Origin of the sequence: Sandarakinorhabdus sp. (genome assembly GCF_032115815.1) — a bacterium.
In the GTDB taxonomy this organism is placed as follows: Bacteria; Pseudomonadota; Alphaproteobacteria; order Sphingomonadales; family Sphingomonadaceae; genus Sandarakinorhabdus.
Map to the genome: position 1 here is coordinate 10,794 of NZ_JAUMBI010000139.1, position 20,700 is coordinate 31,493.

The 20,700-nt window shown below is 64.5% G+C and carries 12 protein-coding genes; 10 read left to right on the plus strand and 2 right to left on the minus strand.

All coding sequences use genetic code 11. The features are described 5' to 3' along the window. Positions 1-17 precede the first annotated feature (17 nt). The gene (locus RT662_RS08140) at positions 18-2,990 is read right to left on the minus strand and encodes a VPS10 domain-containing protein (protein ID WP_313670210.1); all 2,973 of its coding nucleotides are present in this window, start codon (positions 2,988-2,990) and stop codon (positions 18-20) included. A 235-nt stretch (positions 2,991-3,225) separates the two neighbouring features. On the opposite strand from RT662_RS08140, the gene RT662_RS08145 reads away from it, so the two are divergent. From RT662_RS08145 to RT662_RS08190, 10 genes are all read left to right on the plus strand, one after another. Further along, complete coding sequence (locus tag RT662_RS08145; RefSeq protein ID WP_313670211.1) at positions 3,226-5,637, plus strand: glycogen/starch/alpha-glucan phosphorylase; 2,412 nt, start codon at positions 3,226-3,228, stop codon at positions 5,635-5,637. A gap of 5 nt (positions 5,638-5,642) precedes the next feature. After that, positions 5,643-7,796, plus strand: a complete 2,154-nt coding sequence (gene glgB / locus RT662_RS08150) for a 1,4-alpha-glucan branching protein GlgB (RefSeq protein WP_313670212.1) — start codon at positions 5,643-5,645, stop codon at positions 7,794-7,796. Positions 7,797-7,832: 36 nt separating this feature from the next. Continuing rightward, the gene (gene glgC, locus RT662_RS08155; protein ID WP_313670213.1) at positions 7,833-9,095 is read left to right on the plus strand and encodes a glucose-1-phosphate adenylyltransferase; all 1,263 of its coding nucleotides are present in this window, start codon (positions 7,833-7,835) and stop codon (positions 9,093-9,095) included. After that, positions 9,092-10,558 (plus strand): glycogen synthase GlgA, encoded by a 1,467-nt coding sequence (gene glgA / locus RT662_RS08160; RefSeq protein ID WP_313670214.1) that lies wholly within the window; start codon positions 9,092-9,094, stop codon positions 10,556-10,558. The genes glgC and glgA overlap by 4 nt, the downstream gene beginning before the upstream one ends. After that, on the plus strand, positions 10,555-12,183 hold the full coding sequence (locus RT662_RS08165; protein ID WP_313670215.1) for an alpha-D-glucose phosphate-specific phosphoglucomutase: 1,629 nt from the start codon (positions 10,555-10,557) through the stop codon (positions 12,181-12,183). Before glgA ends, RT662_RS08165 begins: the two co-directional genes overlap by 4 nt. Next, complete coding sequence (gene glgX, locus RT662_RS08170) at positions 12,180-13,940, plus strand: glycogen debranching protein GlgX (protein ID WP_313670216.1); 1,761 nt, start codon at positions 12,180-12,182, stop codon at positions 13,938-13,940. The genes RT662_RS08165 and glgX overlap by 4 nt, the downstream gene beginning before the upstream one ends. A 176-nt stretch (positions 13,941-14,116) precedes the next feature. Next, complete coding sequence (locus RT662_RS08175; protein WP_313670217.1) at positions 14,117-14,899, plus strand: sulfite exporter TauE/SafE family protein; 783 nt, start codon at positions 14,117-14,119, stop codon at positions 14,897-14,899. Between the two features lie 87 nt (positions 14,900-14,986). Further along, complete coding sequence (locus RT662_RS08180; protein WP_313670218.1) at positions 14,987-15,424, plus strand: host attachment family protein; 438 nt, start codon at positions 14,987-14,989, stop codon at positions 15,422-15,424. Positions 15,425-15,491: 67 nt separating this feature from the next. Then, complete coding sequence (locus tag RT662_RS08185) at positions 15,492-18,614, plus strand: glycosyl hydrolase (RefSeq protein ID WP_313670219.1); 3,123 nt, start codon at positions 15,492-15,494, stop codon at positions 18,612-18,614. Between the two features lie 427 nt (positions 18,615-19,041). Continuing rightward, positions 19,042-19,251 carry a helix-turn-helix transcriptional regulator gene (locus RT662_RS08190; RefSeq protein ID WP_313670220.1) on the plus strand — a complete coding sequence of 70 codons (210 nt, stop codon included), beginning with the start codon at positions 19,042-19,044 and terminating at the stop codon, positions 19,249-19,251. A 7-nt stretch (positions 19,252-19,258) separates the two neighbouring features. Here RT662_RS08190 and RT662_RS08195 read toward each other — a convergent pair whose 3' ends face one another. Continuing rightward, entirely contained in the window at positions 19,259-20,557 is a 1,299-nt protein-coding gene (locus RT662_RS08195; RefSeq protein ID WP_313670221.1) for an HlyD family type I secretion periplasmic adaptor subunit, read from the minus strand. Positions 20,558-20,700 lie beyond the last annotated feature (143 nt).

Here is a 20,700-nt window from a genome sequence, read left to right on the forward strand (position 1 = left end):
CGGTTTGCCGCGCTGCGTCAGCTCTTCACCGGCCCAAGCACCGCGTCGAGTTCCTTCACGATGGCATCAATGGCGGCGCGCAGTTCGGCGTAGCGCTCCTGGGGATGGTTGCCGATCTTGCCGTCATAGTCGGTGGTCTGGCTGCGCAGATAATTCACGTGCGTGTCGAGGCCGGGCGGGCTGTAGCGCACCGGCGGGGTGAGCAGCCGGGCGGCGATGCTGTTCAGTGCCGCCAGTTTGGCAGGGTCTGTCGTGTCTTTCAGCGCCGCGCGCAAGCGGGTGGCGGCAGCACTGGTGTCGGCCGCCAGTTTCCCGACGCGCAGATTATGCTGATATTGCGCTTCCAGATCGGCGTTGGTCACACCGCTGGCCAGCACGCGCGGATCGGCCACCACGGTCAGCGGTTGGCGCGTTGTCACGCTGCCCGCCGTCATCACCACCGTATAATCGCCCGGCGGCACCAGCGGCCCGCGATCATTGCCGCGGCGCAAGTCCCAGATCAGCCGGTGCATGCCCGGCGCCGCATTCAGCTTCGTCTGCCACAGCGGCCGCCAGCGATAGCCGCGCCCCGGCTGCGCTGCCGGACTGTCGCTCGAGAAGCGGCGCAGTTCCGTGCCATTGGTATCGAGGACGGTCAGGGTCACTGCCACGGTGCCGGCCGGCAAGGCATAATCGATCATTGCGCCGGGCGGGCGATATTCGGGGCCTTCCTTCGGGTCGGTGCCGTAGTCGGCTGAAGGCGAAATGCGCACCGCCGTGATCGGCTTGTAGAGCACAGGTGCGCTGCTGACCGTGCCGGGTGCCGGCAACTGGCGCAGCACATCGATGTTGTCCAGAACGTAGAAACCGCGGCCCTGCGTCGACAGCACCAGATCGCCGTGGGCGAGGCGGATATCGGTGATGGGAGTCGCCGGCAGATCGTTCTGGAAGCTCTGCCAATGCGCGCCCCGGTCGAACGAGACATGCATGCCGAACTCAGTGCCTGCAAACAGCAGGCCCGGTCGCACCGGATCTTCGCGCACCACACGCACCGGTTCATCGGCGGCGATGCCCGCGGTGATCCGCGTCCACGTTTTGCCGAAATCATCGGTGCGATAAGCGTGAGGGCTGAAATCGCCGAGCAGATAGCGGTGGTAGGCCACATAGGCCGTGCCGGCGGCGCGCGCGCCGGGATCGATATTCTGCACGCGCCCGCCGGGTGGCAGGCCCTTGGGCGTGACGTTGGCCCAGGTCTTGCCGCCATCGCGGGTGACATGGACAAGGCCGTCGTTCGATCCGGCCCAGATCACGCCGGGCTGCACCGCGCTTTCGCGGATGGCATAGACGGTGGAATAGACTTCCTCACCCGTGGCATCGATGGTGATCGGATCCCCCGATGCCATCCGGCCTTCCGGCGGATTCGCGGTGAGATCAGGGCTGATCACCTCCCAGTTGACGCCGCCGTCCTTCGAGCGGTGCACATGCTGCGAGCCGTAGTAGATGGTGTTGGGCTCCACCGGCGACACCTCCAGCGGCGCGACGCGCTGGAAGCGGAAGCGCAGATCCTTGGGGTTGGCGCCATACAGCGATTCACTGCCGATCCAATATTGTTGTTCGTTGCGGTTGGTGCGCAGATCGAGCCGGCTGAACTGGCCCTTGCAGCCGGCCCACACCATCAGCGGATCATCAATCTTGGGGATGATCGGCCCGGTTTCGCAGCCCGGTCCTTCCATATAGGCTTGGCCGTTGCCCAGCGGCTGCGACGGCAGGATCAGTGTGCTGTTGTCCTGCTGCGCGCCGTAAATGCGATAGGGAAACTGGTTGTCCACCGCGACCTGGTAGATTTCGGCCGTCGGCTGGTTGGACTGCACAGACCAGGTGCGGCCGCCATCGCGCGACACGTTGGCGCCGCCATCATTGGCCTGCACGATCAGCTTGCTGTTCTTCGGGTTGATCCACACATCGTGGTTGTCGCCGTGCGGGGTGGGCTCGACCGTGAAGCTTTTGCCGCCGTCGACGGAGCGGAACCAGTCCTCGTTGCCAACGAACAGTTGATCGGCGTTGTTGGGATCGACGCCCAGCGTCGTGTAGTAGAATGGCCGCGTTGTCAGCCGGCCCTCGCCGTTGACCAGTGCCCAGGTCTGGCCGCGATCTTCGGAGCGATACAGTCCGGCACCCGGCTTGGCTTCGATCAGGGCATAGAGCCGACCCGGCGCCGCTGCGCTGACGCCGATATTGGCACGGCCGAACAGGCCAGTGGGCAGCCCGCCGGCCAGCTTGGTCCACGTGTCGCCGCCATCGACGGACTTGTAGAGGCCGCCATCCTTGCTGCCAGACGTGATGGTCCACGGCCGGCGGATGCCGTGCCACATCGCGGCATAGAGCGTTTTCGGATCATCGGCGGCCATTTCCAGATCGGCCGCGCCCAGCGTGTCGTTGATGAACAGCACCTTCGCCCACGTCTTGCCGCCGTCGCGGGTGCGATAGACGCCGCGATCCTTGCCATAAGCAAAGGGGTTGCCGGTGCTGGCCACGAACACTTCATCGGGGTTCGCCGGGTTGATGCGGATGGTGGAAATCTGGCCCACGTCACGCAGGCCGGTGAACGTCCAGGTCTTGGCGCCATCCACCGATTTCCAGATGCCGCGCCCGATCGAGACATTGCTGCGGATCTTCGACGAACCGCTGCCGGCATATACGATCTGGGGGTTGCTGTCGGCCACCGCCACCGCGCCCATCGATGCGATGCTGATCTGGCCGTCGCTGGTGTTGGTCCAGCTATTGCCGGAATCCGTGGATTTCCACACGCCGCCGCCGGTGGTGCCCATGTAGAAGGTGTCGGGCTGCGAGGGCACACCGGTGACCGCTGTCACTCGCCCGCCGCGCCACGGGCCGACTTGCCGGTAATGCAGGCCTGCCCATTGCGCGGGATCCTGTGCTTGCGCCATGGCGGGTGCGGGCAGGGCGGCAAGGCTGGCCAGAAGAACGGCCCGGAACAACAATTTCTTCATCTTCGACCCCTGATCCTTGCCGATTGCCGCAACGGCCCGGCGTTTGTGCGCGGCAGACTCAAGCCGATGCAGCGCCGAATGGCAAGCGCGGGCGCTTTGGGCCAATCGCCTGTTGCCCTGCCGTTGCCTGGCGTCATAGTCAGCGCCAAACACTGGGCCAATGGCCTTGTTATGATAACGTTCACAGGCCATGAAACATGCGTGCGGCCTGGCGCACAACGAAAGAGATGTCTGCATGCCGTCCCGACCCACCGCCAAGGCCGATCTGTTGGAGGCGCGCATCGTGGATGCTTTGCGCCACCGGGTCGGCAAGGATGAACGCTCGGCCAAGCCGCATGACTGGTTCACTGCCGCCGTGCTGGCCCTCCGGGACGAAGTGATCGATCTGTGGATGGATTCCACAAGGCGCACGCACGAAGCGGGTGCCAAGCGCGTCTATTATCTCAGCCTCGAATTCCTGATTGGCCGGCTGCTGCGCGATGCCATGTCGAACCTGGGGATGGGCCGCGAGATGGAGCAGGCGCTGCGGGCACAGGGGATTGATCTGGCCGAACTGGAGGAACTGGAACCGGATGCGGCGTTGGGCAATGGCGGCCTTGGCCGGCTGGCGGCCTGCTTCATGGAAAGCCTCGCCAGCCTGGATATCCCGGCCCATGGCTATGGCATCCGTTATGTGAACGGCATGTTCCGCCAGCGCATCGATGATGGCTGGCAGGTGGAATTGCCGGAAACCTGGCTGGCGCACGGCAATCCGTGGGAATTCGAACGGCGCGAAAGCTGTTATCGCATAGGCTATGGCGGCGATGTGGTGGCCAATGGCGAAGCCGTGGAATGGCAGCCGGCCGAAGTGGTGGAAGCCACTGCTGTTGATACGCCGGTGGTGGGCTGGCGCGGCAAACGGGTGAACACGCTGCGGCTGTGGACAGCCAATGCGCTCGATCCGATCCGGCTGGATGCGTTCAACGCCGGCGATCACATGGGGGCGCTGGCTGATCAGATGCGCGCCGACAGCCTGGTGCGGGTGCTCTATCCGGCTGATTCCAGCCTGGCCGGCCAGGAACTGCGGCTGCGGCAGGAGTATTTCTTCACCTCCGCCTCCATCCAGGACATCATGCGCCGCCACGTGCAATATCATGGCGATATCCGCACCCTGCCCGACAAGGCGGCGATCCAGCTGAACGATACCCACCCGGCGGTAGCCGTGGCGGAAATCATGCGCCTGCTGGTGGATGGCCACGGGCTGGAATTCGACGAAGCGCTGGATATCACTCGCCGCACCGTCGGCTATACCAACCACACGCTGCTGCCCGAGGCGCTGGAAAGCTGGCCGCTGCCGCTGTTCGAACGCATGCTGCCGCGCCACATGCAGATCATCTATGCCATCAATTCGCGGGTTCTGCGGGACGCGCGGCGGCAGGGGATGAGCGATGGCGAGGTCGCGGCGATTTCGCTGATTGATGAAGGCGGCGAGCGGCGGGTGCGCATGGCCAATCTGGCCTTTGCCGGCGCCCACAGCGTCAACGGCGTCGCCGCGCTGCACACCGAACTGATGAAGACCACGGTATTTTCATCGCTGCACAAATTGTTCCCGGGCAAGATCAACAACAAGACCAACGGTGTGACGCCGCGGCGTTGGCTCCAGCAGTGCAACCCGGCGCTGACGGCGACCATCCGCGATGCCATCGGCGACGGCTTTCTGGATGATGCAGAGCAATTGAGCGCCCTGAACGTGCTGGCCGGCGATGCGGCGCTGGGGGAACGGATTGCCGAGGTGAAGCGCAGCAACAAGGTGGCGCTGGCCGCGCATCTGAAGGACCTGACCGGCATCCGCCTCAACCCCGATGCGCTGTTCGACGTGCAGATAAAGCGCATCCACGAATACAAGCGCCAGCTGCTCAACCTGATCGAAACGGTGGCGCTGTACGACCAGATCCGCAGCCATCCCGAACGCGATTGGGTGCCTCGCGTGAAGATCTTCGGCGGCAAGGCAGCATCGAGCTATCACAACGCCAAGCTGATCATCAAACTGGCCGGGGACATCGCCAAGCGGATCAACAATGATCCATCGGTAGGCGGGCTGCTGAAGGTGGTGTTCGTGCCCAATTACAATGTCAGCCTCGCCGAACGTATCATTCCGGCCGCCGATCTTTCCGAACAGATTTCCACCGCCGGCATGGAAGCTTCCGGCACCGGCAACATGAAATTTGCTCTGAACGGGGCGCTCACGATCGGCACGCTGGACGGGGCCAATATCGAGATCAAGGACCGGGTGGGCGGTGAGAATATCGTCATCTTCGGCCTCACCGCCGCCGAGGTCGCGGAAAAGCGGGCCAATGGCTATAATCCGCGCGCCATCATCGAAGGCTCGCGCGAACTGCACCAGGCGGTGGAAGCCATCGCGTCCGGCGTGTTCTCGTCGGATGATCCGCACCGTTATCGCGGTCTGATGGATGGGCTCTATGACCATGACTGGTTCATGGTTGCCGCCGATTTCGATGCCTATGCCGCCGCCCAGCGCGCAGTTGACCAGCGCTGGCTGGACCCGCAAGGATGGCGCCGGTCCACGCTGCACAATATCGCCAATGTCGGCTGGTTCTCGTCCGACCGCACCATCGCCGAATATGCGAAGGATATCTGGAAAGTCTGAAGGCCATGCAGCCACCGGGGGAGGCCATTGCTGCACTGCTGGACGGCACCCACGCCGATCCCTTCGCGCTGCTTGGTGTGCATGATGGCCCGGAAGGCCCGTTCGCCCGCGCCATCCTGCCCGGTGCGGAAACGGCGGTAGCGCACAGCCTGGCGGGCAAGGCGCTCGGCACGCTGACCCGGGTCGACGATCGTGGCCTGTTCGAAGGCAAGCTGAAAGGCCAGCCACAGCCGGTCAATTATCACTGCCATGGCGGCGGCCATGATTGGTGGGTGACCGATCCCTACAGCTTCGGCCCCGTCTTGGGCCCGATGGACGATTTCCTGATCGCCCAAGGCACGCACCTGCGGCTGTTCGACAAGCTGGGCGCGCACCTGATCGACCATGAAGGCGCCAGCGGCATGCATTTCGCCGTGTGGGCGCCCAACGCCCGCTTTGTCAGCGTCGTCGGTGATTTCAACGGCTGGGATCATCGCCGCCACCTGATGCGCCGCCGGGTCGATATTGGCGTTTGGGAAATCTTCGTGCCCGATGTCGGCGAGGGTCAGGCGTACAAATATCGCATCGTCGGCGCGGACGGCACGGTGCTGCCGCTGAAGGCCGATCCCTACGCCGTCGCCTCGGAACTGCGCCCGAAAACCGCGTCACTCACGGCACAACCCGCCAAGCCCGATTGGGGCGACGCCGCCCATCGCGCGCATTGGGCCGCCGTCGATCCGCGCCGCGTGCCGATGTCCATCTATGAAGTCCACCCCGGCAGCTGGCAGCGCGACGAAAACGGCTGGTTCCAGACCTGGGATGCGATGGCCGAAACCCTGATCCCCTATGCGGTGGACATGGGCTTCACCCACATCGAGTTCCTGCCCGTCTCCGAACACCCCTATGATCCGAGTTGGGGCTATCAGACCACCGGCCTCTATGCCCCGTCCGCCCGCTTCGGCGATGTCGCCGGCTTTGCCCGTTTCGTCGATGGCGCCCACCGCGCCGGCCTGTCGGTGCTGATCGATTGGGTGCCGGCGCATTTCCCCACCGATGAACACGGATTGGCCCATTTCGATGGCACCGCGCTCTATGAACATGAAGACCCGAGGCTGGGCTTCCACCCGGACTGGAACACCGCCATCTATAATTTCGGCCGCCGCGAGGTGATGGCCTTCCTGGTCAACAACGCCTTGTTCTGGGCCGAGAAATATCATGTCGATGGCCTGCGCGTCGATGCCGTCGCCTCGATGCTCTACCGCGATTACAGCCGCAAGGCCGGCGAATGGATCCCCAACGAACAGGGCGGCCGCGAGAATTGGGAGGCGGTGGAATTCCTGCGCGCCATGAACACGGCGCTCTATGGCAGCCACGCCGGCATCGTCACCATCGCCGAGGAATCGACCAGCTGGCCCGGCGTGTCCAAGCCCGTCCACGAGGGCGGCCTGGGCTTTGGCTTCAAGTGGAACATGGGCTTCATGCACGACACGCTGCAGTATATGGCGCGTGATCCGATCCACCGCAAACACCACCACGACGAGATCACCTTTGGGCTGGTTTACGCCTTTGCCGAAAATTTCGTGCTGCCGCTGAGCCATGACGAGGTGGTGCACGGCAAGGGGTCCTTGCTCACCAAGATGGCCGGGGATGACGGGCAGAAGTTCGCCAACCTGCGCGCCTATTATGGCCTGATGTGGGGCTATCCCGGCAAGAAACTGCTGTTCATGGGCCAGGAATTCGCCCAGCGCCGCGAATGGAGCGAGGAACGCGCGCTGGATTGGGAATTGACGCAAGCGCCCGCGCACGCCGGTGTGCAGCGGCTGGTGCGTGACTTGAATCGCCTATACCGCGAAACGCCCGCGCTGCATGCCCGCGATTGTGAGGCGGAGGGCTTTGAATGGCTGGTGGTGAACGACAACCAGGCCTCGGTCTTCGCCTGGCTTCGCAAGGCGCCGGGTGCGCCGCCAGTGGCCGTGATCAGCAACATGACGCCCCTGCATCACGGCCATTATCGCCTGCCGCTGCCGCACGACGGCGTGTGGCGCGAAGTGCTGAACAGCGATGCAGCGATTTACGGCGGCAGCGGCCAAGGCAATCTGGGACAGATCACGGTGACAGACGGCGCGGCCCACGTCATCCTGCCACCGCTTTCAACATTGATGTTCGCATATGATGGGTGATTGACCGCCAGAAGGCGGCATAAGGGGAGGGGACGCATGGCACCGAAACGACAGGCACCGCTGGCGCGTGACGCCATGGCCTATGTATTGGCAGGCGGCCGCGGCAGCCGGCTGATGGAATTGACCGACCGGCGCGCCAAGCCGGCGGTCTATTTCGGCGGCAAGACGCGGATCATCGATTTCGCGCTGTCCAACGCGCTCAACAGCGGCATCCGCCGCATCGGCGTCGCCACCCAATACAAGGCGCACTCGCTGATCCGCCATCTGCAGATGGGCTGGAACTTCCTGCGCCCCGAACGCAATGAAAGCTTCGATATCCTGCCCGCCTCGCAGCGCGTGTCGGAAACCCAATGGTATGAAGGCACCGCCGACGCCGTCTATCAGAACATCGACATCATCGAAGGGCACGGGCCCGAATATATCGTCATCCTGGCCGGCGATCACATCTACAAGATGGATTATGAGTTGATGCTGCAACAGCACGTCAACCAGGGCGCCGATGTCACCGTGGCCTGCATGGAAGTACCGCGCAGTGAAGCCAGCGGCTTCGGCGTGATGGCGGTGGATGAGGCGGACCAGATCGTCGAATTCGTCGAAAAGCCTGCCGATCCGCCGGCCATGCCCGGCAAGCCCGACGTGTCGCTGGCATCGATGGGCATCTATGTCTTCACCACCCGTTTCCTGTTCGAACAGTTGAAGCGCGATGCCGCCGATCCAGCCAGCAGCCGCGATTTCGGCAAGGACATCATTCCGCACCTCGTGCAGCATGGGAAAGCCGTGGCGCACCGTTTTTCCGATAGCTGCGTGCGCGGCAAGGATGAAGGCGGCGCCTATTGGCGTGATGTCGGCACTCTAGACGCCTATTGGGAAGCCAATATCGATCTCACCCACATCATCCCGCAGCTCGACATGTATGATCGCGACTGGCCGATCTGGTCCCACGCCGAAATGGTGCCGCCAGCCAAGTTCGTGCACGATGAAGCCGGCCGCCGTGGCGAAGCGATTTCCAGTCTGGTCGCCGGCAACTGCATCATTTCGGGCAGCCACGTCGATCGCAGCTTGCTGTTCACCAGCGTGCTCACAAGGTCATGGTCGCATGTCGAGGAATCGGTGATCCTGCCGTGGTGCGACATCGGCCGGAACGCCCGGTTGAAGAAGGTGGTGCTCGATCGCGGCGTGAAGATCCCGCCGGGCCTGGTGGTGGGCGAAGATCCCGTGCTCGATGCCAAACGCTTCCGCCGCACCGAAAAGGGCGTGTGCCTGATCACCCAGCCAATGATCGACCGACTGGAATTGTGATGCTGCGGGTCCTGTCAGTCGCATCCGAGGCGGTGCCGCTGGTGAAGACCGGCGGGCTGGCCGATGTGGCGGGCGCGCTGCCGGCCGCGCTGGCACCGCACGGGGTGGAATTGACGACGCTGGTGCCCGGCTATCCGGCGGCGATGAAGGCACTGAAGCCCAAGGGAAAACAGCTGCGCGTGCTGCACAGCTATGATGATCTGCTTGGGGCAAAGGCGCGGCTGGTGGCGGGCAAGCTGGGGGAGCAGCCGCTGATTCTGCTCGACGCGCCCGGCCTGTTCGCACGTGACGGCGGCCCCTATGGCGACGCGGCGGGCAATGACTGGTCCGACAATTGGCGGCGTTTCGCGGCGCTGGGCCGGGCGGCGGCCGATTTGGCCGGCGGGCTGGTGCCGGCGCGGACGTTCGATGTGCTGCACGCACACGACTGGCAGGCGGGGTTGGCGCCCGCCTACATGCGCTTTGCGCCCTTGCCGGGCAGCACGCCGCTGCCCAGCGTGATGACCATCCACAACATGGCCTTCCAGGGTTTCTTCGGGCATGAGCATTTTCTGGCGCTTGGCCTGCCGCGCACGGCGTGGTCGATGACCGGAGTGGAATATCATGGCGGCATCGGCTTCCTGAAGGCCGGCATGGAAGCAGCGAGCGTCATCACCACCGTCAGCCCGACCTATGCGAAGGAAATCCGCAGCCCAGATTTTGGCATGGGCCTCGAAGGCCTGATCATCAGCCGTGGCGACCGCGTGCGCGGGATCGTCAACGGCATCGATCCGGCGGACTGGAACCCGGCCAACGATACCCATATCCCGGCGACCTATACGGCCGGCAGCATCGCGCGGCGCACCGCCAACAAGCGCGCGCTGGAAGCCGAATTCGGTCTGGAGCCGGGGGACGGCCCGCTGTTCATCGTGGTCAGCCGGCTGACCTGGCAGAAGGGCATGGATGTGCTGGTGGAGGTGCTCGATCATCTTGTCGGAATCGGTGGCCGGCTGGCCTTGCTCGGCAGCGGCGATGCCGGGCTCGTGGCGGGGCTCACGGCGGCCGCCATGCGCCATCCGGGGCGGATCGGGCTGAAATTCGGTTATGACGAGGCGCTGTCGCACCGCATGCAGGCAGGCGGCGACGCGATATTGGTGCCGAGCCGGTTTGAACCCTGTGGCCTCACCCAAATGTATGGCCTGGCCTATGGCTGTGTGCCGGTGGTGGCGCGCACCGGCGGGCTGGCCGATACGGTGATCGATGCCAATCTGGCAGCGCTGGCCGCCGGCGCGGCGACGGGCATCCAGTTTTCCGGCGTCACCTATCCGGCGCTGGCCGACGCCATCAGCCGTGCTGTGGCGCTCTACCAACAGCCGGTGGCCTGGCGCTCACTGCAACGTTCCGGCATGCAGGCGGATTTTTCCTGGGGACAAAGCGGCCGGGCTTATGCTGATCTCTATCGCGAACTGACAGGCAAGGCATGACCATTCAAACCCATAACACCACGCCCTTTGCCGGGCAGAAACCGGGCACATCCGGGCTTCGCAAGAAGGTGCGGGTGTTTGCCCAGCCCAACTATGCCGAAAACTTCATCCAGTCGGTGTTCGACGTGGTCGATCGACCAGCCGGCACGACGTTGGTGATCGGTGGCGATGGGCGCTTCCACAATCGCGTGGTGATCGCCCAGGCCATCCGCATGGCGGCGGCCAATGGTTATGGCCGCGTGCTGGTCGGGCAGGGCGGCATCCTCTCCACCCCGGCAGCCAGCCATGTCATCCGCAAATATGGCGCTAGCGGCGGGCTGATCTTGTCGGCCAGCCACAATCCTGCCGGGCCGGATGAGGATTTCGGCATCAAGTATAACATCGCCAACGGCGGCCCGGCGCCGGAAGGTGTGACCGAAGCCATCTTTGCCCGCACGCAGACGATTGATCGCTGGCTGTCAATGCCCGGCGATGTTGATCTGGATCGCATCGGCACCAGCACGGTTGGCGGCATGGCGGTGGAGGTGATCGACCCGGTCGCCGACTATGCCGCGCTGATGGAAAGCCTGTTCGATTTCGCCGTGATCCGCAGCAAGGTCGCTGCCGGCTTCACCATGGCGTTTGACGCGATGAGCGCGGTGACCGGGCCTTATGCGACCGAGATCTTCGAACGGCGGCTCGGCTTCCCGGCCGGCACCGTTCGCAACGGCACGCCGCTGGAAGATTTCGGCGGTCACCATCCCGATCCCAACCTTGTCCATGCGCACGAGCTGTATGACGCGATGATGGCGCCCGACGCGCCGGATTTCGGCGCGGCGTCTGATGGCGACGGTGATCGCAACCTGATCATCGGCCGCCACCGCTTCATCACCCCGTCGGACTCGCTGGCGATGCTGGCGGCCAACGCCCATTTCGCGCCGGGTTATGCTGGCGGGCTGAAGGGTATTGCCCGCTCCATGCCGACCAGCGCCGCGGCGGACAGGGTGGCGGCGGCGCTGGGCATCCCCAGTTTCGAAACGCCGACAGGCTGGAAATTCTTCGGCAATCTCCTTGATGCCGGCATGGCGACCATCTGCGGCGAGGAAAGCGCCGGCACCGGATCGGATCACGTGCGCGAGAAGGACGGGCTGTGGGCGGTGCTGCTCTGGCTCAACATCCTGGCGGTGCGCGGCATCAGCGTCGATGCGTTGGCCCGCGAACATTGGGCGCGCTTCGGCCGCAACTATTATGCCCGCCATGATTATGAAGCCGTGGACAGCGAGCGCGCCAACGCCCTGATCGCGGAACTCACGCAGGCCATTCCCGGTCTGCCCGGCCGCACATTCGGCTCGCTCACCGTCGCCGCCGCCGACAGTTTCAGTTACACCGATCCGGTCGATGGCTCGGTCAGCGCCAACCAGGGCCTGCGCGTGTTGTTCGCCTGCGGTTCGCGTATCGTCTTCCGCCTCTCCGGCACCGGCACCGAAGGGGCGACACTGCGCGTCTATCTCGAAGCCTATCAACCGCCCGAGGGCGCCATCGACCGCGAGACGCCCGCCATGCTGGCCGATCTGATCGCTGCGGCCGAGACACTCGCCGGCATTACCCGCCACACCGGGCGGACGCGGCCCGACGTGGTGACATGACGCCCCACTTCGCAGGCACCCACACCCACTTCCGCGTTCGTTCGCCCAAGGCTTCGGCCCTGTGGCTGTGCCTGTTTGATGGCGAGACTGAACAGCGCGTCGCGATGAGCCGTGACGGCGACGATTGGGTGGCCAGCTTGTCCGGCGATCTGGCCGGCATGCGATATGGCTACCGGGCCGACGGCGAATGGAATCCGGCCACCGGCCTGTGGTTCGACCCGGCCAAATTGCTGGTGGATCCCCATGCCACCGAACTGGATCGCCGCTTCTTGGCTGACCCGCGGCTGGCGCAATATGGCGTGGACACCGCCGGCATCGTGCCGCCAGCCATTGTCCCCGCCCGGCAGCCGCGCGTGCGCCGCCGGACGCCAAGCCTCACGCCCTGCAGCCTGATCTATGAAATCAACGTGCGCGGCTTCACCATGCTGCATCCCGATGTCCCTCAGGGTCAGCGCGGCACGGTGGCGGCGCTGGCCCACCCGGCCATCATCGCGCACCTGAAGAAACTGCACGTCGGCGCCGTCGAACTGATGCCGATCACCGCCTGGATTGACGAGCGCCATCTGCCGCCCTTGGGCCTGTCCAACGCCTGGGGGTACAATCCGGTGGTGCCCATGGCGCTCGATCCCGGCCTGTGCCCAGGCGGCGTCGCCGAACTGCGTGACACGGTGGCGGCGCTGCACACGGCGGGCATCGATGTCATCCTCGATCTCGTCTTCAACCATACCGGCGAGAGCGACATTCATGGTGGCGTGCTCAGCTTTCGCGGGCTGGATAACGCGTTTTACGCCCATGCGCCTGATGGCCGCCTGATTAACGATACCGGCTGCGGAAACACGCTGGATTTTGCCAATCCGGCGGTGCGGGCGTTGACACTGACCAGTCTGCGCCACTTCGTAACCCACTGTGGAATCGACGGTTTCCGCTTCGATCTGGCCTCGGTGATGGCCCGCAGCCCTGGCTTTTTGCCAACCGCTCCGATCTTTGCCGAAATCGCCGCCGATCCCGATCTGGCCGACCGCATCCTCATCGCGGAACCCTGGGACATCGGCCCCGGCGGCTATCAGCTCGGCCTATTCCCGGCCAACTGGCTGGAATGGAACGACCGCTTCCGCGATGATGTGCGGCGCTTCTGGCGCGGCGACGGAACGGCCGGCGCACTGGCGACCCGGCTGGCAGGGTCATCCGATGTGTTCGGCAAGACCTGCCGCAGCGTCAATTTCCTCGCCGCCCACGATGGTTTCACCCTGGCTGATACCGTCGCCTATGCGACCAAGCACAACCACGCCAATGGCGAAGACAATCGTGACGGCCATGATGAGAATCTGTCGTGGAACTGCGGAGCCGAAGGCCCCAGCGACGATCCCGTCGTCATCGCCCGCCGCGCCGCCGATCTGCGTGCCTTGCTCGGCAGCCTGTTTGCCTCCACCGGCACCATCATGCTCACCGCCGGCGATGAGTTCGGCCGCAGCCAGGGCGGCAACAACAACGCCTATGCGCAGGACAATGCGATCAGCTGGATCGATTGGGCCAGGCGTGATCAGGCGCTGGAAGATCACGTTGCCGATCTGGCCGAAGCCCGTCAGCAGCGCCGCACCGGCAATTTGTTTCCGGAACCCGGCATCTGGTGCCGCCCGGATGGGGCGGAGATGACCGTGGCCGACTGGGAAAATCCGGCCACGGACGGCTTTGCCTATGCGGCGGCCGGCGGCACGCTACTGGTGTCACGTCATCGGCGAGAGGCCGGCTGGCGCTAAGCCTTTGCCCAAGCCCGGCTTGGCGCAGCAGAGGTAATGATTGCCGCAAATCCAGTGGTTCGGCCGGCTCCGGCGGTTTGCTGTACGGAAATCACCTGTTACCAGTGCTGCAACGCCTCTGCCGGCGGACGAAAGGGATCGGCCATGCACAACATCAGCCAAGGGCTTTGCCCGGCATGACGGAACTGCCCGATCTTTCCATCGAATTCGTGCAGGCCCTGCTGCCCTTCATCGCGGTCGGCTTCCTGGCGCAGCTGGTTGATGGTGCGCTTGGCATGGCCTTTGGCCTGATCACCAATCTGATGCTGGTGGGCATGGTGGGGCTGGCACCGGCGCGGGCTTCGGCCAATGTGCATCTGGTTGAATGCTTCACCACGGCGGCCTCGGCGATCAGCCACATTATCTACCGCAACGTCGATTGGGGCCTGCTGGCGCGGCTGGCGATACCGGGCATGATTGGTGGGGCGGCCGGCGCTTATCTCCTCTCCAATATCGATGCCAGTCTGGCGCGGCCGTTCGTGATGGCTTATCTCGCCGGCATTGGGGTCTATCTGCTGTGGCGGGCGTGGCGGCTGGATCATGGGCCGCCGCGCCGTGCGCCTCGAATGGTGCCGCCGCTGGGCCTAGTGGGTGGCTTTCTGGATGCGGCCGGCGGCGGTGGCTGGGGACCGATCGTCACCTCCAACCTGTTGATTCAGGGTGCCTCGCCGCGCACCACCATCGGTACGGTAAACACCGCCGAATTCCTGGTGACGTTGGCGATTTCGGCCAGCTTTGTCACCCAATTGGGGCCGGAGGCGTTTTCCACGGCGGTGATCGGCCTTGTGATCGGTGGTCTGTTGGCTGCACCGCTGGGGGCGATCATTGCCAGCCGGGTGCCTGCCGGCCGGTTGCTGGTGATGGTGGGCATGATGCTGGTGGCCAGCAGCGTCTACAGCCTTTGGCTGGCACTGGCCTGAACCGCCCGACATCCGTGGAAACCCGGGCTGGCGCTCGGCTGCAATGGCCGCTGTAATGAACTCGTCACTCTGTTCGAGGAGATGGGTATGAACCTCCACCACGATGCTCTGGTTCTGGTTGCCGATGGCCAGAAATATCTGCTGCTGCGCAACAGCGGCGATTTTCGCAATCCGGCCCTGAAGGTGGAGGCCAGCGCCGAACGCAGCGGAGCGCCGACCCGCGATTTGGGCAGCGATCAGCCTGGCCGGGCCTTTTCCAGGGCAGGTGGAACCCCCAGCGCGATGGAGCAGACCGATTGGCACCAGCAGGCAGAGGATCATTTTGCGGCGGAAGCAGCCGCCCTGCTTGCCCGCCGTGCAGGGGGCGATGATGGGACGGAGATCGTGGTCGTGGCTCCTTCGCGCACCCTTGCCGAACTGCGCCGCCACTACAGTCGGGAGGTGAGCGCCCGCATCGTCGCCGAAATCGACAAGGATCTGACCGGCCATCCGGTCGACGAGATTGCGGCCATCATTATCCGCTGAGCGCGCGTCAAACCCGATTGCCTCCTGCTGCCCGGGTGCTAACACGGCGGCAACAGGGAGACTGAATATGCGTGCTGCGTGGATGATGGCGGCCAGCCTGGCGGCGATGCTGGCTGGGCAGGGTATGGCGGCGGAAGCGGCAAAGCCGGCCACGCCGGCGGGCGTCGAAGCCTATTTCACTGGCCTGAAATGGCGCAACATCGGGCCTGCGCGCGGCGGCCGTTCCATATCGGCCACCGGCAGCGTCATGCGTCCCAACGAATATTGGTTTGCGGCAGCCGGCGGTGGCCTGTGGAAGACGACCGATGGCGGCACCAGCTGGCAGCCGATGACTGACGGCAAGACCGACACCGCGGCCTTTGGCGGCGTCGCGGTGTGCGCAGCCAATCCCGATATCGTCTATGCCACCACCGGCGAAAGCCAGCTGCGCGGCAATGTGCTGCCCGGCAACGGCGTGTGGAAAACCAGCGACGGCGGCAAGACGTGGGCGAAGATCGGCCTGTCCGACGTCCATAACTTCAGCCGCGTGCGGATCAGCCCCAAGGATTGTGACACGGTGTTCGTTGGCGGATTTGGCCATTATGGCGCCGACAATCCGGATCGAGGCGTGTTCCGAACCAAGGACGGCGGCAAGACGTGGAGCAAAATCCTTTATCGCGACGCCAAGACCGGCGCCGTGGACATCAGCATCGATCCGTCGAACCCCGATGTGGTTTATGCCGCGCTGTGGGAGGCCTGGCGCAAGCCGTGGGGCATGTCCTCTGGTGGGCCGGGCAGCGGCCTGTTCAAGAGCATGGATGGCGGCACCAGCTGGGCCGAGATCAGCCGCGCGCCGGGCCTGCCCAAGGAAGGCCTGCTCGGCAAGATCGGGGTGAGCGTGTCGCCGGTCGATCCGAACCGTGTCTATGCGATCATCGAGCATGAGGCCGCGGGCGGCGTCTATGCCAGCAATGATGGCGGCAAGACGTGGGAAAAGCGCAACGACAGCCGCGATCTGCGCCAGCGCGCCTTCTACTACACCCGCATCGTGGCCGACCCGAAGGACAAGGAGCGCGTCTATGTGCTCAACGTCAATTTCCACCGCTCCGATGATGGCGGCAAGAGCTTCCCCAAGAAGATTCGCGTGCCGCACGGCGACAACCATGATCTGTGGATTGCCGCTGATGACAACAATCGCATGGTGCAGGCCAATGATGGCGGCGCCAATGTGTCCGTGAACGGCGGCACCAGCTGGACGAAGCAGAATTTCCCGACGGCGCAAATCTATCGGCTCAGCCTGACCGCGCACAAACCTTACTATGCCTGTGGCGGCCAGCAGGACAACAGCACCATCTGCGTGCCGTCACGCGGCTGGGGCAATCAGAATGTGCTGGGCGGCCTTTATGGCATCGCTGTGGGTGGCGGCGAGAGCGGCTATGTGGCGCCCGATCCGCGCAATCCCGATATCTATTATGCCGGCAGCTATGGCGGCCTGCTGACCCGCTATGACCATCGCACCGGGCAGAGCCGCGCCATCACCGTGCGGCCTGACAATCCCATGGGTGCGTCGGCCAGCGACATTGCCGAGCGGTTCCAGTGGACCTTCCCCATTGTCTTTGATCCGCATGATGCCGGCACGCTTTATGTGACGTCCCAGCATGTCTGGAAGAGCCGCAACGAGGGGCAGAGCTGGGAGAAGATCAGCCCGGATCTGACGGCGCACGATCCTGCAACGCTGGGGCCATCGGGCGGCCCGATCACGCGGGACCAGACCGGCGTGGAAACCTATGCCACCGTTTTTGCGCTGGCGCCGTCGCGTCTGGAAAAGGGCGTGATCTGGTCGGGCAGCGACGATGGGCTGGTGCACATCACCCGCGATGGCGGTGAAACCTGGACCAATATCACGCCGCCCGGTCTGCCCAAGTTCACCAAGATCACCACCGTGGAGGACTCGCCCCACAATCCCGGCACTGCCTATGTGGTGGGGCATCGCTTCCTGATGGATGATTTCAAGCCGATCGCTTGGAAGACCAGCGATTACGGCAAGACGTGGACGGAAATCGCCGCTGGCCTGCCCGCCGACGAGATGGCCCGTTCGATCCGCGAAGACACCAAGCGTCCGGGCCTGCTCTATCTCGGCACCGAACGCGGGGTGTGGGCCAGCTTTGACGGTGGTGCGGCCTGGCACAAGCTGCAGGCCAATCTGCCGGTGGTGCAGGTTTCGGATCTGGCGGTGACCGATCATGATCTGGTGATCTCCACCCACGGCCGCAGTTTCTGGGTGATGGACAATATCGACGTGCTGCGCCAGGTCGCCTTGGCGGCGAAACCGGAAACAAGGCTGTTTGCACCGGCCCCGGCGGTGCGCGGAGTCGATGCCGGTGTTGCCATCGATTATTATCTGGCAGCGGCACCGAAATCGCTGGGAATTGCGATCTTCGGCCCGGATGGCGCCTTGATCCAGCGCTTCGAAGGCAAAGCCGAGGAGCCGAAGAAAGACGAGAAGCCCGCTGGTGGCGATGATGACGAGGACGGTGGTGATGAGCCGAAGGGGCCGCCGACCGCCGCGATGAAATCGGGCATGAACCGCTTCACCTGGAACATGCGCCATTCGGGCTTCATCGATTTTGATGGCATGATCCTGTGGACCAGTCGCAATCGCGGCGTGCTGGCGCTGCCCGGTGCCTACAAAGCGCAGCTGATCGTGGATGGCAAGATTCAGGAGCAAGGCTTTGCCATCACGCGTGATCCGCGCGTGATGGGCGTGAGCGATGCTGATCTGAAATCCCGCTTTGATCTGGCCCAGGCCGTTACCGCCAAGGTGAGCGAAGCCAACAAGGCGGTGCTGCAGGTGCGAAGTCTGCGCGCGCAGGCCGAGGCGCACGCCAAGGCCAAGCCGCTTCCGGCGGCGGTGACGGCGCTGCTGGCAAGGCTGGCAGCGGTTGAGGCCGAGCTTTACCAGGTGAAGAACCAGAGCCGGCAGGACCCGCTGAACTACCCGATCAAGCTCAACGACAAGCTGGCCGGGCTGATCGGCGTGATCGACAGCGCCGATGCTCCGCCCACCGATGGCGCGCGGGCGGTGTTTGCCGATCTGTCGAGCCAGCTGGCGCGGCAGCTGCGGGCGCTGGAGGCTGCGCTGGCCGATCTCCCGGCCGCCAATGCCGCGCTGCAGGCCGCAGGGTTGAAGCCGTTGAACCGGGTACCGTAACCGGGTGTGGTTGCCGCTGCTTCCCACTGAAGCGGCGGCCACCCGTCGGCCGCCGTCATTGCCCGCTGCTGCACTTGCCATCGCCAGGGCGATGCAGGCGAAGTGTCTGTGCGCCGCATATGCTGACGGTGTTCTGCATTGCAAGCACACCGGAGCTTGCGCGTTACTGGGTGCATCCTAAATGGACAGGTTGCCCAGTGCACAACAGCGGCCAGCCAATGATGCTATAGTCAACATGACAATATTGTGAGATACAAAAAATTGTGTCTTCAAACGGATTGCAGCGTTGGGGCGCTGATTTTTCTGTTCTTGTGCGCAGTTGAGTGAGTTTTGTTGTCAATAGAAATCAGAATGTGCCTGGATGATGCGGTTGGGGTCGTGACCGCTTCATCGGATTGACGGCGAACTTGGTGCGAGGGAGAGTTTGATGCCGGTGCGTTCAATGCTTTCTGTGCGCCTGGGTGAGCGCCGCCTGAAGATCACCGAACTGGCCCGCCAGACCGGGATCAGCCGCGGTACCCTGACCCGGCTGTATCATGACGAAGCGGATCGCGTGGATCTGGACGTGCTGGCGCGCCTGTGTGCGGCACTGGGCTGCACGGTTGCCGATCTGCTGGAATATCGCGCCGAAGTCTGATCGCGCCTCACTTCTCGCGGAAGGCGCTGCTCGTGATCTGCGTGAGCGGGCTGAGCAGGTAAGACAGGACGGACCGTTTTGGACCCAAAAGGTTGACATCGGCCAGCATGCCCGGGCCCAGCGGCAGACAGCCGGCGTTTTCGGTGGGGAAGCAATTGCCGGGCAGGGCTATGCGCACCAGGAAGTGCACTTCGCCGGTGCGTTCATCCACCACGGCATCGGGGGCCACATTCTGCACCACGCCGTCGAGCGCGCCATAGATGCTGTAATCATAGGCCGAAACCCGAACCCGCGCCTTCTGGCCATTGGCCACAAAGCCGATGTCAGCTGGCGATACCTTGGCTTCCACCAGCAGCTTGTCTCCGGCTGGCACCAGTTCGATCAGCGGTTCGCCGGGGCCAACAGCCGATCCCGGCGTGGTGACGCGCAGCCGGCCGATGATGCCCGCCACCGGTGCCCGCACGTCGGTGCGGGCAAGGCGATCGGCCAGTGCCGGCTGCTGCCCGCTGCGGCCGGCGAGTTCGGCTTGGGTCACGGCCAGCGCCTCGGCGGCGCGGTTGCGGAACTTCATGTCCACCGACCAGACCCCGCGGCGCGCCTCGGCCACGGCGGCCCGGGCGCGGCGCAGATTCTCCTCAGCGGCGCGCACGCCGGATTCGGCCTGCACCCGCTGGCTGGTGACACGATCGAGAGTCAGCCCCGGTTCGGCGCCTTGTTCAACCAACGGGCGCATCACGGCTTCTTCGCGCTGTGCCAGGCGCAGCGCTTCCTGCTTCTGCCCCAACGTGGCTTCGGCTTCGGCGGCCGCCCGGCTGGCCTGTTCCTGCCGGGCCAGTGCCATGGAGCGTTCGGTGCCAAGTGCAGCGCTGTCACTGCGCGCCAGCGCCTGTTCGGTGGCGACGACAGCGGGATCGACCCCGGGCATGTCGATACTGGGCCGCTGCCCGCGCGCTTCCGCGGCAAGACGGGCCGCGCGCACCGAAAGTGCGTCAACGCTGGCCTGGCCCACCGCGGCATCAGAGGCCCGCAGCACCGGATCAAGCTGCATCAGCAACTGCCCGGCCTTCACTGTCTGACCCGGCTTCACCACAATGCGCGACAGCGTGCCGCCCTCAAGGTTTGACAGTATCTGCAGTTGCGAGGCTGGAATGACGCGCCCGGTTCCGGCGATCACCACCTCCAGCCGGGCCAGCGCCGCCCACAGCAGCGCGGCTGTCGTCAGTGCCACGATGCTCCACAGCAGCAGGCTGGGGAAATCCCGTTCCTTCAGGCCCAAGGCAAGCACGCGATCGGAAAGGCGGCTCATAAAGGGCCTCCGGCGGTGGCAGGGGCGCCAGCGGCGAGGCTTTTCAGCACGGCATCGCGCGGGCCATCAGCCACGATCTTGCCGCCAGCAATCACCACCACGCGGTTGACCAGCTTCAGCATGGCCTGGCGGTGTGTAACGAG